The organism is Mesorhizobium sp. M1D.F.Ca.ET.231.01.1.1 (assembly GCF_003999155.2).
Lineage (GTDB): Bacteria > Pseudomonadota > Alphaproteobacteria > Rhizobiales > Rhizobiaceae > Mesorhizobium.
In genome coordinates this window covers 516,348-530,577 of record NZ_RZOZ02000004.1, presented here as the reverse complement: position 1 = coordinate 530,577, position 14,230 = coordinate 516,348, and the positions used below count along the sequence as shown (strand labels likewise).

Genomic DNA, 14,230 nt, shown 5'->3' with positions numbered 1-14,230 from the left:
TTCTCAGGCTCTCTTGACTATTCTGTATTGTTCGACGGATCGCCTCTGTCGTTGTGGCGCTGCCGTGAAGAACCTGGCCCATAGTGCATCCTTCCATTCTTGGGAAAACAATGCACCATCAAATGCCGGGATCAAACACCTAGGGTCTCCGCGACGTCGCTCCGCGACTGCTACGCCCTAGGATGACGAAGTTGTGGAGGCTCAGCCAATTTTCACCATTTGGTGGCACCCGCCAGCCGGCAAGCTAGAGAGATCGACCTGCTCTCCCGGCAAAATAAAGACAATCTCTCTACCTACGGCTGCCGAGACAGCCTCTCTGTCTCGACCGTGCGGCTAATCTCTCCGCATCGCCTCGGCACCGGGAGACCTGATCGATGTCCGCGCATTTTGCACGCCCGCACCGTCACGAAGCACTCGACCGTCTTGCCGATCGCCGGCTGCTGCGCGATCTCGGCTATGTCGGCGGTCACTGGACGGCCGGCCATTCGGCCGCGAGCTTCGAAGTGACCGACCCGGCCACCGGCTCCACCGTGGCCTTCGTCGCCGCGCTCGATGCCAGGCAGACGACCGAGGCGATCGACGCGGCTTCCCGCGCCCTGCCTGCCTGGCGCTCGGCCCTGCCGCAGGAGCGTTCCAAAATTTTGCGAAAATGGTTCGACCTGATCGTCGCCGCCAACGACGACCTGGCGCTGCTGATGACGCTGGAACAGGGCAAGCCGCTGAAGGAGTCGCTGGGCGAGATCGACTACGCCGCTTCCTTCGTCGAGTGGTATGCCGAGGAAGCAAAGCGTCTCAACGCCGAAAGCGTCACCAGCCATCTACCCAATGCCGAGATGAGCGTGCGCCGCGAGCCGCTCGGCGTCGTCGGCGTCGTCACCCCGTGGAATTTTCCATCGGCCATGCTCACCCGCAAGGCGGCCGCGGCCCTTGCCGCCGGCTGCACCGTCGTGGCGCATCCGTCCTCCGAGACGCCGCTGTCGGCCCTGGCGCTGGCCGAGCTCGGTGAGCGCGCCGGCCTGCCGGCCGGCGTCTTCAACGTCGTCACCGGCGATGCCCGCACGATCGTCGGCACGATGTGCGCTGATGCGCGCGTGCGGGCCATGAGCTTCACCGGCTCGACCGAAGTCGGCAGGCTGATCGCCGCGCAGAGTGCTGCGACGATGAAGCGGCTGGTCATGGAGCTCGGCGGCCATGCGCCGCTGATCGTCTTCGACGATGCCGATATAGACAAGGCGGTGACGATCGCGCTCGACGCCAAATTCGCCACCTCCGGCCAGGACTGCCTTGCCGCCAACCGCATCTATGTGCAGCGGTCGATCTACGAACGGTTCTGCGCTGCTTTCGCCCGCCGCATCGAGCGACTGCGCACCGGCAACGGGCTCACCGGCAACGCCGATATCGGACCGCTGATGCATGAGCGCGCGGTCACGAAGGTGGAGGAGCAGGTCGCCGACGCGCTCGCCCGCGGCGCGCGCTGCCTGACCGGCGGCAAGCGTCACGCGGCCGGGCCGCTGTTCTTCCAGCCGACGCTTCTCGTCGATGTGACGGACGACGCGCTGATCATCCATGAGGAAACCTTCGGCCCGGTCGCCGCCGTGACGTCGTTCGACGACGAAGCGGAGGTCGTCGCCCGCGCCAATGCCACAGAATATGGCCTCGTCGCCTATGTCGTGACCGAAAGCGGCGCCCGACAGGCGCGCATGGGCCGCGCGCTGGACTACGGCATGGTCGCCATCAACCGGGTCAAGATCACCGGCGCGCCGATCCCGTTCGGCGGCGTCAAGCAGTCCGGCATCGGCCGCGAAGGCTCGCGCCACGGCCTCGAAGCCTTCACCGATCTCAAGTACCTTTGCCTGGATGTCGCGTAAGCCATCCCGGAATTTTCAGGAGTAAAAAGATGCTCGAACAATCCAACGAACTCTCGGCCTGGGATCGCGACCACTTCTTCCATCCCTCGACGCATATGGGCACGCATGCGCGCGGTGATTCGCCGGCCCGCATCATGGCCGGCGGCGACGGCGTCACCATCTGGGACAACACCGGCAGGAAGAGCATCGATGCCTTCGCCGGCCTCTATTGCGTCAATGTTGGCTACGGACGCCAGAAGATCGCCGATGCCATCGCTGAGCAGGCGAAGAACCTCGCCTACTACCATGCCTATGTCGGCCACGGCACCGAGGCCTCGATCCGGCTTGCCAAGATGATCATCGACCGCGCCCCGAAGGGCATGAGCCGAGTCTATTTCGGCCTCTCCGGCTCCGATGCCAACGAGACCAACATCAAGCTGATCTGGTACTACAACAACGTTCTCGGCCGTCCCGAGAAGAAGAAGATCATCTCGCGCTGGCGCGGCTATCACGGCTCGGGCGTGATGACGGGATCGCTGACCGGGCTGGAGCTCTTCCACAACGCCTTCGACCTGCCGCGCGCGCCGATCCTGCACACCGAGGCGCCCTACTATTTCCGCCGCGTCGACCGCTCGATGAGCGAGGAGCAGTTCTCGCAATATTGCGCCGACAAGCTCGAGGAGATGATTGTCGCCGAAGGCCCGGATACGGTCGCGGCCTTCATCGGCGAGCCGATCCTCGGCACCGGGGGCATCGTGCCGCCGCCGGCCGGCTATTGGGAAAAGATCCAGGCCGTGCTGAACAAATACGACGTGCTTTTAGTCGCCGACGAGGTGGTCACCGGCTTCGGCCGTCTCGGCACCATGTTCGGCTCCGACCACTACGGCATCAAGCCGGACCTGATCACCATCGCCAAGGGGCTGACCTCGGCCTATGCGCCGCTTTCCGGCGTCATCGTTTCCGATAAGGTCTGGCAGGTGCTGGTCAAGGGCTCCGACAAGCTGGGTTCGCTCGGCCATGGCTGGACCTATTCGGCGCACCCGATCTGCGTTGCCGCGGGCGTCGCCAATCTCGAACTGATCGACGAGATGGATCTGGTGCGGAATGCCGGCGAGACCGGCGCCTACTTCCGCGCCGAGCTCGCCAAGGCCGTCGGTGGCCATAAGCATGTCGGCGAGGTGCGCGGCGACGGCATGCTGGCCGCGGTCGAATTCGTCAAGGATCGCGATGATCGCGTCTTCTTCGATCCGGCCCTGAAGGTCGGGCCACAAATCGCGACGGCGCTTGCCGCCCATGGCGTTCTTGGCCGCGCCATGCCGCAGGGCGATATCCTCGGCTTCGCGCCGCCGCTCTGCCTGACGCGCGAGGAGGCCGACATGATCGTCGCCAAGACCGCCGACGCGGTGAACAGCGTGTTTGCCAGTATCTGAGAAGCGACATCTGAGAAGCGACATGAATGCCATGACCGGAACCGTTCCAGCAACGATGGCCGCCGTGCAGCTCACCGGCCATGGCGGACTGGAAAAGCTCGTCTATCGCACCGACGTGGAGGTGCCCTCGCCCGCCGCCAGCGAAGTGCTGGTCAAGGTCAGCGCCTGCGGCATGAACAACACCGACGTCTGGGTGCGCCAAGGCGCCTACGGCACGGAGGAGGACGCGGCCGCGGTGTCGACCTGGCGCCGGCAGGGCAACACGCTGACCTTTCCGCGCATCCAGGGCACCGACACGGTGGGCACCATCGTCGCCGTCGGTGACGGCGTGCCGGCAAGCCGCATCGGCGAGCGCGTGATGGTCGACTTCTCCATCTACAACCGCGACGACGATTCGCTTGCCGACATCGACTATATGGGCCACGGCCGCGACGGCGGATACGCCGAGTACCAGGCGCTGCCGGCCGCGAACGCGCATGTCGTCGACACAGACTTGGGCGATGTCGAGCTCGCCACCTTCTGCTGTGCCTACCTCACCGGCGAGCAGATGCTGGAACGCGCCGCGCTGAAGGCCGGCGAGCGGGTGCTGGTCACCGGCGCCTCCGGCGGCGTCGGCTCCGGAATCATGCAGCTGGCGCGGGCGCGCGGCGCCATTCCCTATGCGCTCGTCGGCAAGGGCAAGGAGCAGGCTGTGCTCGATATCGGCGCCGAGAAGGTGATCACGCGCGGCGTGGCTGACCTGCCGGCCGCGGTGAACGAAGCGACAGGCGGAAAACCAATCGACGTGGTCGCCGACCTTGTCGGCGGCGCCATCTTCAACGACCTGCTGCGCGTCCTGCGGCCCGAAGGCCGCTACACCACGGCAGGCGCCATCGCCGGCCCGGTCGTGCAGCTCGATCTGCGCACCATGTATCTGAAGCAGCTTCAGCTGCACGGCTCGAGCCAGGGCACCAGGGGCGATTTCCGCCGCATCGTGCGCTACATCGAGGAGAAGAAGATCAGGCCGTTGGTCGGTGGCGTCTACAAACTGTCCGACTTCCACCGCGCCCAGGCGGACTTCATGGCCAAGGATTTCGTCGGCAAGCTCGTGGTGGTGCCGGACGCGGTGGCGAACGCCGGCGGATGAGACGGTCGAATGTCGAGGCTCTGCGTTCCGGCGATCACCCCAGCTCCAGCGTGGTGATGCCGAAGACCTTGGTCGGCGCGTTGCCCGGCTTGCCGCCCTTGTACATGCGGGTCGTCGTGAAGCCCGCAACCATGCCGGCGGCCTGAAGCATGGCCGTGAAGCCGACCTGGGTGGCCGGCACATCGATGTGCAGCACTTCGCCCGCTGTCCTGTCCGACAGCGTCGCCACCAGCGCCAAGGCTGTGTCCATCCCATCTGCGAACAGCGGGCCGATCTTGAATCCCTCGCGGCATCGGCGTGCTGCGCCATAGCCGGCAATGCCGGCCGAACCGGCGGACATGAGCGCGATCCGCGGCGGCTGCAGCCATTCCCGCAGGAAGGCTTCGCGCGGCGCCGGGAAGCACTGGCGGTCGTAGGCGAGGATTTCGGCGGAGCCGGCGGCCGTCGCAGGCAGGATGTCGCCGCCGCCGGCCAGGCGGACAGCTCCTCCGCTGAAGCGGACGGTCTCATAGGCAGGCACGAACCCCTTGCGCTGGTAGTTGGTCCTTTGCTCGGGCACGCCGTCGAGGCCGATGATCCGCTCGCCGAGCCGGGCCATGCCGGCGTCCCAGACCGCTTTGCCATGGCCTTCGCCACGCCGGTCGGGCCGGCAGATATAGAGGCCGATGAAGCCGAAACCCGCGCCATAGGCGACAGCCGAAATGCCGGCCATCATCTCGCCGCCGACAAAGGCGCCGATGAACCCTTCCGGATCGGCGGCCCGCAGAGCGGGCGCATCGCCGATACCCGGATTCCAGCCTTCCGCCGCGGCCCAGTCGATGAGCGTTTCCACTTCGCTGGCGGTCAGCGTCCGGATCGTTCTCGGCATTGTCTCACTCGGCTGCGGCCTGGATTTCAGGTTGCCACGATAGGTCGTGGCCCGCGGCTTGCAAAGGGCGTCTTTCCCAGGCGGGCTGGCAAGGTGGTGAAGGACTAACGCGGCGCGCGTCAGCCGGATGACGGAGCAAAGGTCTGACGATCGCAGCGTTCTGACCAGGCTTGCGCCTAGAGTGATTTTTCAAACCGAAGCAAAGAGTTAGCGAGGGACGCGCCGAGCAATCCTCCGTTGTTCCAAAGGGCAACTGGACACAATCGGCGAAGGCTATAAATCTGCATCTGCCTTTGCCTGGAATCGAATGGAGTGCCGCAGGAAATGCCGCTGAGCGCCGAAGAGATCGCCAGTCATCCGGCAGCACTCCGTGGTGTCCAGGAACAGTCGCGCGCGCTCATCCATATCTACGAAACCAGCCCGCGCCTTGCCGCCGTCTTTGCCACCCAGCAGCGCTGGCTGCTCGGCCATGTCGGGCTCGCATTGCATTTCAGGCGCGACCCCAATGACCGCCGCACCGAAATGACGGTGGCGCGTTTCATCGAGGTCGTGCGCCGCAATTCGGTCGCCAGCCGCAACACCGCCGAGGCGTTTGTCAAGGAAATGCTGCACTACAACATCGCCGAATATCTTTCGACGAGCGGCGATGGCCGCGCCCACCCGTTGCGGGTGACCGCGGCCACCATCGAGACCTTCACCGGCTGGATCCATGCCCATTTGCGGACGCTTGATCAGGTCGACGGCGGGAACCGGCTGGCAACCTTCCTCACGCGCCCCGATATGCTGGCAAAGCTGCAGCCCTTGATCTGCGACGGGCTGCTCGCGTCCGGTCCGGTGCGGGAACCCGAGCAAACCTTCTCGTTGTTCATCTGGCTGAACAATGGCGGCATCGTCATGGATTGGCTGATGTCGGGCATCGACCCGGACGACGCCAACCTCGAGAAGATTCCGACCAGCGTCATTTCGATCGGCGAATTCGCCCATTGGCTGAAGCTCTCGCGCACGCATCTGGCGCGCAAGCTCCATGACGCCGAGGTGCTCGGCAGCATCGGCTGGGTCGGCCAGCGCGGACATTCTGTCATGTGGGTCTCGCGGCAGTTCTTCGACGAATACATGGCCGTGCAGGCTGCCAAGCTCGCTGTCGTCGACGCAGCCTTCGAGGCGTGCTTTTCCGGCGCAGGCGAAGGCTGAGCGCCGGAGCCTGCCTTAAAGGCTCATCCCGCAAAAACCGGCGGTTGCACTGGCGGGCGCCTGCCGAAACTGTTATCGGCATCGGACATTGCGATACTTGGCGGGTTCTGGGGGGAATGGCGCTGACGTTCGAAGACAAGCGGGCCACCCTGCGCTGCCTGCCTGCATCCAGGCGCAGGCGCGGGCGATGTTGCAGGCCTATCAAGGGAACCCGCGGGCATCCTCGGTGTTTGCCACCCAGCAGCGCTGGCTGATGGCCCATATCGGGCTTGCCCTGCATTTCCGCAGAGATCCCAGCGACTATCGAAAGGACCTGACGGCCGCGCATTTCGTCGACGTCACCCTTCAACATTCGGTGGCCAGCCGCAACACCACGCACGCCTTCATCAAGGAAATGCAGCACTACAAGTTCATCGTGGATGCGCCTGGCGGTGACGACGCCCGCATTCGCCCCTTGCAACCGACGGCTGCGGCATTGGCGGAGCTGACAGGCTGGGTTCTGATGCATCTCAAGACGCTTGACGATCTCGACGGCGCGGATCGGCTGGCGACATTCCAGGCACGCCCGCAAATGCTGGCACAGTTGCAGCCGCTGATCGCGGACGGACTGGTCTCCTCCGTGCCGGTGCGCGAGCCGGAACGGACGTTCTCGCTCTTCACCTGGCTCAACAATGGCGGCGTCGTCATGGACTGGCTGATCGCCGGCGTCGAACTCGAGAATGTCGGCCGGGAACGTATCCCGACCGGCATCCTCTCGATCGGCGATTTCGCCAGATGGCTGAAACTGTCGCGCACCCACCTGGCGCGCAAGTTGCGCGACGCCGAGGCGCTCGGTAGCGTCGGCTGGCTCGGCCATTCGGTGATGTGGGTGTCGGACGAGTTCTACGGCGAGTATGCGACGGCGCAGGCGGTCAAGCTCGCCATCATAGACGCAGCCTTCGCCGCTTGCGTGAAGAACGTGGCCAGCGGTTCAGCTTCTCCAGGCTGAACCGCTGGCATATCTCAGTCGATGTCGAACGACACGCCTTGCGCCAAGGGGAGCGCTTTGGAGAAGTTCACAGTGTTGGTGGCGCGGCGCATATAGGCCTTCCAGGCATCCGAGCCGCTCTCGCGGCCGCCGCCGGTTTCCTTTTCGCCGCCGAACGCCCCGCCGATCTCGGCGCCCGAGGTGCCGATATTGACGTTGGCGATGCCGCAGTCCGAGCCGTCGACGCCGAGGAAACGCTCGGATTCCTGCAGGTCACGCGTGAAGATCGACGACGACAGGCCGGCGCCCACCGCATTGTGCAGGTCGAGCGCCTCGTCGAAATCGGAATATTTCATCACATAGAGGATCGGCGCGAAGGTCTCTTCCGTCACCGGCGAGACCTGGGCGGGCATCTCGACCAGTGCTGGATGCACGTAATAGGCGCCGGGGTGGCCGTTCTCGACCCGCGTGCCGCCGGTCACTTTGCCGCCGTGCGCCTCGGCTTCCTTCAGCGCCTTCTGCATGTTGTCGAAGGCGGCCTTGTCGATCAGCGGTCCGACCAGCGCCGACGTCTCCAGCGGATTGCCGACGGAAACGCTCTGATAGGCCTTCTTCAGGCGCGGCAGCAACGCGTCGTAGACGCTGTCATGCACGAACAGGCGCCGCAGCGTCGTGCAGCGCTGGCCGGCGGTGCCCATGGCGCCGAAGGCGATGGCGCGCAGCGCCATGTCGAGATCGGCGGTGGGCGCCACGATGCCGGCATTGTTGCCGCCGAGTTCCAGCACCGCGCGGGCGAAGCGCTTGGCAAGGCGAGGGCCGACCTCGCGGCCCATGCGGGTCGAACCAGTGGCCGAAACCAGCGGCACTTTCGGATGGTCGACCAGCACCTCGCCGACGGCGCGGTCGCCGATCAGCACCTGAAGCAGGCCTTCCGGCACCTCGGCGCCAAAACGCTTGGCGGCGCGCTTGAAGATCGCCTCGCAGGCAAGCGCTGTCAGCGGCGTCTTTTCCGACGGCTTCCACACCACCGCGTCGCCGCAAACGAAGGCGAGCGCCGCGTTCCACGACCACACCGCGACGGGGAAGTTGAAGGCCGAGATGACGCCGACGACGCCGAGCGGATGCCAGGTCTCCATCATGCGGTGCCCAGGGCGCTCGGTGGCGATGGTCAGGCCGTAGAGCTGGCGGGAAAGGCCGACCGCGAAGTCGCAGATGTCGATCATCTCCTGCACTTCGCCGAGGCCCTCCGACGGGATCTTGCCGACCTCGATCGACACCAGTCGGCCGAGTTCCGCCTTGTGCGCGCGCAGTTCCTCGCCGAGCAGGCGCACCAGCTCGCCGCGCTTCGGGCCCGGCACCAGCCGCCATGCCTGGAAGGCCTTGTGGGCGGCATCGATGGCCTTGCCCGCGTCGGCGGCCGAGATCGACTTCAGCGCCGCGATCTCTTCGCCCGTCACCGGGCTGCGCACGATGAGGTCGCCGCCGGAAAGCGCGTCCTTGGCGACACCCAGTTTCTCCAGAAGTGAGGCCGTTTCCTTCGCTATCGTCATTTTTTATCCCTTTCAGATCCCGCCGTTGATATGGCGCGGGTGGAAGCCTTTGGCCCTGCCATGCGACACGCCCAGGCGCTTTTGATGGCGTGGCATTACTCGTTTCAGGGAAAAATCGCCACCCCGGCATGGTCCAAGCCCGGTACGCAAAATTGGGCCAGCAGGCACGAAGCGACCAAACCGGGCTGACCGGAGAATGCCAGCGCAGCACCGGCTTGCGCCGGGCGTAGCCTTAGTGCGTTTCATGGAAACGGCGAAACGCCCTATCTCCTTGTTTTTACGTAATTCCGGACGAAAAACCGCTCACACTTTTCCTGGAATTGCGCTAGGCGTTGGGCAAAGGGTCCCTTGCTCGACCAGACGGCACTTTGTAGGCTGGGCACATGGCGCTCAAACGGATGGATAACGTAGGAATCGTCGTCGATGACCTCGAAGAGACGATCGATTTCTTTCGTGAGCTCGGCCTAGAGCTCGAAGGACGGGCCACGATCGAAGGAGAGTGGGCCGGACGCGTCACTGGACTGGGCGACCAGCGCGTCGAGATTGCCATGATGCGCACGCCGGACGGCCACGGCCGGCTCGAGCTCTCCCGTTTCCTCGCGCCGCCTGTCGTCGCGGATCACCGCGACGCCCCGGTGAACGCTCTGGGCTACCTTCGCGTCATGTTCGCCGTGAACGATCTCGACGAGACGCTTGAAAGGCTCCTCCAGCGCGGCGCGCAGCTCGTCGGCGAAGTCGTCCAGTATAAGGACGCATATCGGCTCTGCTACATCCGCGGACCTGAGGGACTTCTCATCGGACTCGCCCAAGAACTCGGGTGAGCGCAATACTAAGACAATGACGAAGCGCGGCCAATGTCAGCATGCGCCGCTCGGTACGCCTCAGCGCACCTTCTGAATCGACGACGTCTCGGTGCTCTCCTTGATTAGCCGATCGATATGCATGCGGATATGGGCGGCCTCGGCGGCGGTGTTGGCAAGCGCGATCGCGCGGTCGAAGGCCACGCGCGCCTCCTCGCCGCGGCCAAGCTGCATCAGCAGGCCGCCCTTCAGGCCGAAGAAGTGGAAATAGCCCGCCAGCCGGTCTTCCAGCGGCTCGATCATGGCGAGCGCCGCCTCCGGACCGCGCACCTTGCTCGCCGCGACGGCGCGGTTCAGCGTCACCACCGGCGACGGCTGCATCTGCTCGAGCAGGCCGTAGAGGAGATCGATCTCGGTCCAGTCCGTGTCCTTGGGCGTCGCCGCCCGCGCATGCAGTGCCGCGATCGCCGCCTGCACCTGGTAGGGTCCGGGCTTGCGATGACGCAGCGCCTTGTCGACCAGGGCCAGCCCCTCGTCGATCATCTTGCGGCTCCAGAGCGACCGGTCCTGGTCCTCGAGCAGCACGATTTCGCCATTCTCGTCGAAGCGTGCCGGCGCGCGCGCATGCTGCAACAGAAGCAGGGCGGTCAGCCCCATGATCTCGGGTTCCTGCTGGAACAGCCTGAGCAGCAGCCTGGCGAGCCGGATCGCTTCCTCGCAAAGCGGGGCGCGGGCCGGCGCCTCGCCGCCATTGGTCGAGTAGCCCTCGTTGAAGATGAGGTAGATCATCGCCGCGACCGCCGCGAGCCGCTCCGAGCGCTCGACCGCGCCCGGCGTCTCGAACGGCACGCCGGCGTCCGCAATGCGCGCCTTGGCGCGGGTGATGCGCTGCTCCATGGCGCTTTCGCCGACGAGGAAGGCGCGCGCGATCTGCTTGACGGTGAGGCCGGAGACGATGCGCAGCGCCACCGCGATCTGCTGCGTCGCCGGCAGGTCGGGATGGCAGCAGATGAACAGCAGCCGCAGGATGTCGTCGCGGTAGTGCGCGCCGTCGAGCCGCTCGGCCATATCGCCTTCGGCATCCTCGAGATCGGAAATCTGGTCCTCTTCCGGCATCGGCGCCTGCTTGGCGCGCTTGCGCACCGCGTCGATGCCGCTGTTGCGGCCGACGAAGATCAGCCAGGCCGCCGGATCGCGTGGCGGGCCGTTCTTCGGCCAATTCTTCAGCGCCCTGAGACATGCATCCTGGAAAGCTTCTTCCGCGGCGTCGAGGTCGCGGAAATAGCGCAGCAGCGCGCCCATCGCCTGTGGACGGGCGGTGCTGATCGCGTTGCTGATCCAGGCAAGGTCGGTCATGCGGGAACCTTGGTCGGATTGAAGATGGAGATCGGCCTGATCTCGTAGGAGCCGCCGCTCGGATTGACCTCGGAGAGCTCGCGAGCGAACTCGACGGCCTCGTCAAGGTCGCGGCATTCGAGCGTGTAGAAGCCGAGGAACTGCTCCTTGGTCTCGGCGAACGGGCCGTCGAGAACGATCGCTTCGCCCTTGACCTTTCGCAGCGTCGTCGCGGCGGTGGTCGGCAGGAGACGCGCCACCGGGCCGAGCCGGCCTGCCTTGGCGTATTTGTCCTGGACGTCGAGAAGCTTTGCCATGACCTCATTGTCCTGTTCCTTGCTCCAGGAGCAGACGACGTCTTCAGAGGCGTAGCAGAGGATGGCGTAAAGCATGGTCTCGTCCTTTCCGTATCAAAGGACGAGACAGTAGGACCCTTCCCGACACCAGGTCGATAAAAAAATCGACGGGGCGATCACAGGTTTACCCTGCTCCCTTGCTGCTCATCGGACCCCTGCGCCTTGAGCCACCTCAACACCAGCGTCTCTTTCTCGTCGAGGCCCGGTATGAGACGCTTTCGCCCGTTGGCTTTCGCCATTTCATCGAGCAGCTTCCCTTCGGTCCACGCCTCGAAGACGAGCGGGTGGATGTAGCACCGGCGGCAGACGGCTCGCGTATTGCCCAGCCGTTCAGCAACCTTGTCGACCATGCCGTTCATCACCCGCTTCCGCTGGGCAGCACTTTCGGGCAATTCGGTCTGCGCAAGCAGCGATGCCGCATGGATGGTGCCGCCCCAAGTGCGGAAATGCTTTGAGCTGAACTCAGGGCCGGACGCCTCGCGGATGTAGCGGTTGATGTCCTCGGAGCGCACCGGCCGGCGAGCGCCTCCTTCATCGAGATACTGGAACAGCGTCTGGCCAGGCAGGTCCTGCGCGCCGCGCACGACTTTGGCTATGCGGCGGTCGACCAGCTTCAGCTTCCATTCCTTGCCGGACTTGCCCTTGAAGGCGAAGCGCAGTCTCGATCCCTCGATATCGACGTGGCGGTCGCGCAGCGTGGTCAGCCCGAAACTCCTGTTGTCCCGGGCATAGGCGGCATTGCCGACACGGATCATGGTGTTGTCGAGCAGCCATACGATCGCGGCGACCACGCGTTCCATCGGCAGGCCGTGCCGGCGCAGGTCGGCATCTACCTGACGCCGGAGATCGGGCAATGCCTCGGCAAAGGCAACAAGACTGGAATATTTGACGCCGTCCCGCTCCTCGGTCCATTGCGGATGATAGCAGTACTGCTTGCGCCCGCGCTGATCCCGGCCCGTCGCCTGGATATGGCCGTCCGGATCGGGCGAAATCCATACGTCCGCCCACGCCGGCGGAATGACGATCGCCTTGATGCGGTCCATCGTGGCCGCGCTGACTGCGCTCCCGTTCGGGCCAAGGTAGGAAAATCCCTTGCCTTTCCTCAGGCGCCGGATGCCCGGATCGGCGTCGCTGACATAGCGGAGCGAGGCGCGCTCGGCCGAAACTTGAGCGCCGTTTCCTTGCATTTCCTCACCGCCCGCCAGGCGGTCGCGGGACGATTGTGCTCGTTGCAGCATGACGGCTCCACGGAACTGGTCCTCAGATAAGCCTCGCGGCAGCCGGCTGGTTCCACCGTCCCGGAAGAGCGCCCTTCAGCCTTGCCGGTCGGCGGACACGTTGGCCATCCAGAGCCCACCATCGTCGGTATGGGCGGGAAAATAGTCCCGCCCGGGTGGTATCGCCTCCAGAACCGCCCCCGTCTCATCCGCCAGATGATCGTAGCCGACCTGCTGCAGGCGGCGATCCGGATCGAGATGATTGTAGAGATCGCGCCGCGCCGCGCGCCGTTTTGGCTCGATCATCTTCAAATGATAAAGGTTGAGGCCGCTATCCCGGAGCTTGAAGCCCAGATCTTCGGGAAACCAGGCGCCGTGTAGATCAATCGACCGAAATCGATCCGGGTGATAGGCGCGGAAAAGCCGGTGCTGCATTTTCCGGCCCCAGGGCCCGTCGACACGGCTGGCCGGTGTGTACATCTCCCGGCAACGGAATCCCCAGGCGATGCGCCTGGGTCGGCCATCAGGCGCGTTGCAACTGGATGCGATGGGTTGGGAACCGGCGTCGCACCGCGATTTTCAGCCGATAGCGCATGCAGCGCCAGATGTCGGTGGTAACCTTGGGGGCGGCTTCGGCGACCGTCAAGAACCGTGCTGCCGTTTCGAGATCGCCGCGCGCGTAGTGGACGCGTGCGATCTTGAGCGCCACAATCCCTTCCCTCGCCTTCAACGACGATTTCGGAATGCCGCAGTCGGCGAGTTCGCGCAGCGCCAGTCGCCATTCGAGGAAGCGTCGCGCAGGCTTTGTCGCAAAGCGGTCATCCGAGCGTTCCGACGACACGAAGTAGATCATGATGGGCCGTGTCACGATCTCGAGCGATGCCTTGCTCATCACCCGCGCCCAGAACAGCGTGTCCTCGTCATAGGCAAGCCCGGTCGGGAACCGCGTGTCGCCGACCGCATGCCGCGACACCAGCGCACTGCCGACGGCAATCGATCGGATCCTGCCTTCCAGATAGGCGGAGGCATTGGCGAGTCCGGCAGCCATATAGCCGGCCGGTGTTTTGAACTGCCGGTCCTGACCGTCGGTCCGCCGGCGGTAGGCGCCGACCACCATATCCACGCCCGACCTGGCCCTGGTCTTGGACAACAGCGTCCGCAGCCCGCCCTCGAGATGCAGATCGTCGGCGTCGATCATATAAATCCAGGGAAAGCGTGCCTCGGTCAGCGCAAGATTGCGGGAGCCGCCTGCGTCCCGACAGCCCGACTGGACGACCCGGAGCGGCAGGGCCAGCCGCGAGGCTGCATCCGCGGCCACCGCCGCCGTATTGTCCGTCGAGGAATCGTCGACCAGTATCACTTCGCCGATGGTCTCGGCCTCCGAGCGCAACGTTGCCAATGTGTCGGCAATGGTTGCCGACGCATTATATGCAGGCACAATCACGCTGACCGCTGTCAACTATTGAACTCCACCCAGTGCCGGGCCGCCAGGCACACACCCCGGCGGCAAGATCGCGGCCGGATCGCGATTTGAGAAGCAGCT

13 protein-coding genes are annotated in these 14,230 nt (G+C 65.0%); 6 read left to right on the top strand and 7 right to left on the bottom strand.

Annotated features, from left to right (window positions below; genetic code table 11):
• Positions 1-374 precede the first annotated feature (374 nt).
• The 3 genes from EN874_RS15120 to EN874_RS15110 are packed head-to-tail and all read left to right on the top strand — an operon-like array spanning position 375 to position 4,403.
• Positions 375-1,868, top strand: a complete 1,494-nt coding sequence (locus tag EN874_RS15120; RefSeq protein WP_127425445.1) for an NAD-dependent succinate-semialdehyde dehydrogenase — start codon at positions 375-377, stop codon at positions 1,866-1,868.
• Between the two features lie 29 nt (positions 1,869-1,897).
• A complete protein-coding gene (locus EN874_RS15115) occupies positions 1,898-3,277 on the top strand; it encodes an aspartate aminotransferase family protein (protein WP_127425444.1) in 1,380 nt (459 codons plus the stop codon).
• Positions 3,278-3,299: 22 nt separating this feature from the next.
• Positions 3,300-4,403 carry an alcohol dehydrogenase family protein gene (locus EN874_RS15110; protein ID WP_127425443.1) on the top strand — a complete coding sequence of 368 codons (1,104 nt, stop codon included), beginning with the start codon at positions 3,300-3,302 and terminating at the stop codon, positions 4,401-4,403.
• Positions 4,404-4,437: 34 nt separating this feature from the next.
• Here EN874_RS15110 and EN874_RS15105 read toward each other — a convergent pair whose 3' ends face one another.
• On the bottom strand, positions 4,438-5,271 hold the full coding sequence (locus EN874_RS15105; protein WP_127425442.1) for a GNAT family N-acetyltransferase: 834 nt from the start codon (positions 5,269-5,271) through the stop codon (positions 4,438-4,440).
• Positions 5,272-5,595: 324 nt separating this feature from the next.
• On the opposite strand from EN874_RS15105, the gene EN874_RS15100 reads away from it, so the two are divergent.
• Positions 5,596-6,462 carry a hypothetical protein gene (locus tag EN874_RS15100; protein ID WP_127425441.1) on the top strand — a complete coding sequence of 289 codons (867 nt, stop codon included), beginning with the start codon at positions 5,596-5,598 and terminating at the stop codon, positions 6,460-6,462.
• Between the two features lie 187 nt (positions 6,463-6,649).
• Positions 6,650-7,450 carry a hypothetical protein gene (locus tag EN874_RS15095; protein WP_348631728.1) on the top strand — a complete coding sequence of 267 codons (801 nt, stop codon included), beginning with the start codon at positions 6,650-6,652 and terminating at the stop codon, positions 7,448-7,450.
• A gap of 14 nt (positions 7,451-7,464) precedes the next feature.
• On the opposite strand, the gene EN874_RS15090 is transcribed toward EN874_RS15095, so the two are convergent.
• The gene (locus EN874_RS15090) at positions 7,465-8,979 is read right to left on the bottom strand and encodes an aldehyde dehydrogenase family protein (protein ID WP_127425439.1); all 1,515 of its coding nucleotides are present in this window, start codon (positions 8,977-8,979) and stop codon (positions 7,465-7,467) included.
• A 383-nt stretch (positions 8,980-9,362) separates the two neighbouring features.
• Here EN874_RS15090 and EN874_RS15085 point away from each other — a divergent pair, with 383 nt between their 5' ends.
• A complete protein-coding gene (locus EN874_RS15085) occupies positions 9,363-9,800 on the top strand; it encodes a VOC family protein (protein WP_127425438.1) in 438 nt (145 codons plus the stop codon).
• Between the two features lie 60 nt (positions 9,801-9,860).
• Here EN874_RS15085 and EN874_RS15080 read toward each other — a convergent pair whose 3' ends face one another.
• The 5 genes from EN874_RS15080 to EN874_RS15060 form a co-directional block, all read right to left on the bottom strand.
• On the bottom strand, positions 9,861-11,135 hold the full coding sequence (locus tag EN874_RS15080; protein ID WP_127425437.1) for an RNA polymerase sigma factor: 1,275 nt from the start codon (positions 11,133-11,135) through the stop codon (positions 9,861-9,863).
• On the bottom strand, positions 11,132-11,506 hold the full coding sequence (locus EN874_RS15075; RefSeq protein ID WP_127425436.1) for a YciI family protein: 375 nt from the start codon (positions 11,504-11,506) through the stop codon (positions 11,132-11,134). Before EN874_RS15075 ends, EN874_RS15080 begins: the two co-directional genes overlap by 4 nt.
• A gap of 80 nt (positions 11,507-11,586) precedes the next feature.
• Positions 11,587-12,708: a DNA topoisomerase IB gene (locus EN874_RS15070; protein WP_127425435.1), complete on the bottom strand. Its 1,122-nt coding sequence runs from the start codon at positions 12,706-12,708 to the stop codon at positions 11,587-11,589.
• A 75-nt stretch (positions 12,709-12,783) separates the two neighbouring features.
• A complete protein-coding gene (locus tag EN874_RS15065; protein WP_127425434.1) occupies positions 12,784-13,122 on the bottom strand; it encodes a hypothetical protein in 339 nt (112 codons plus the stop codon).
• A gap of 88 nt (positions 13,123-13,210) precedes the next feature.
• Positions 13,211-14,146 (bottom strand): glycosyltransferase family A protein, encoded by a 936-nt coding sequence (locus EN874_RS15060; protein ID WP_127425433.1) that lies wholly within the window; start codon positions 14,144-14,146, stop codon positions 13,211-13,213.
• Positions 14,147-14,230 lie beyond the last annotated feature (84 nt).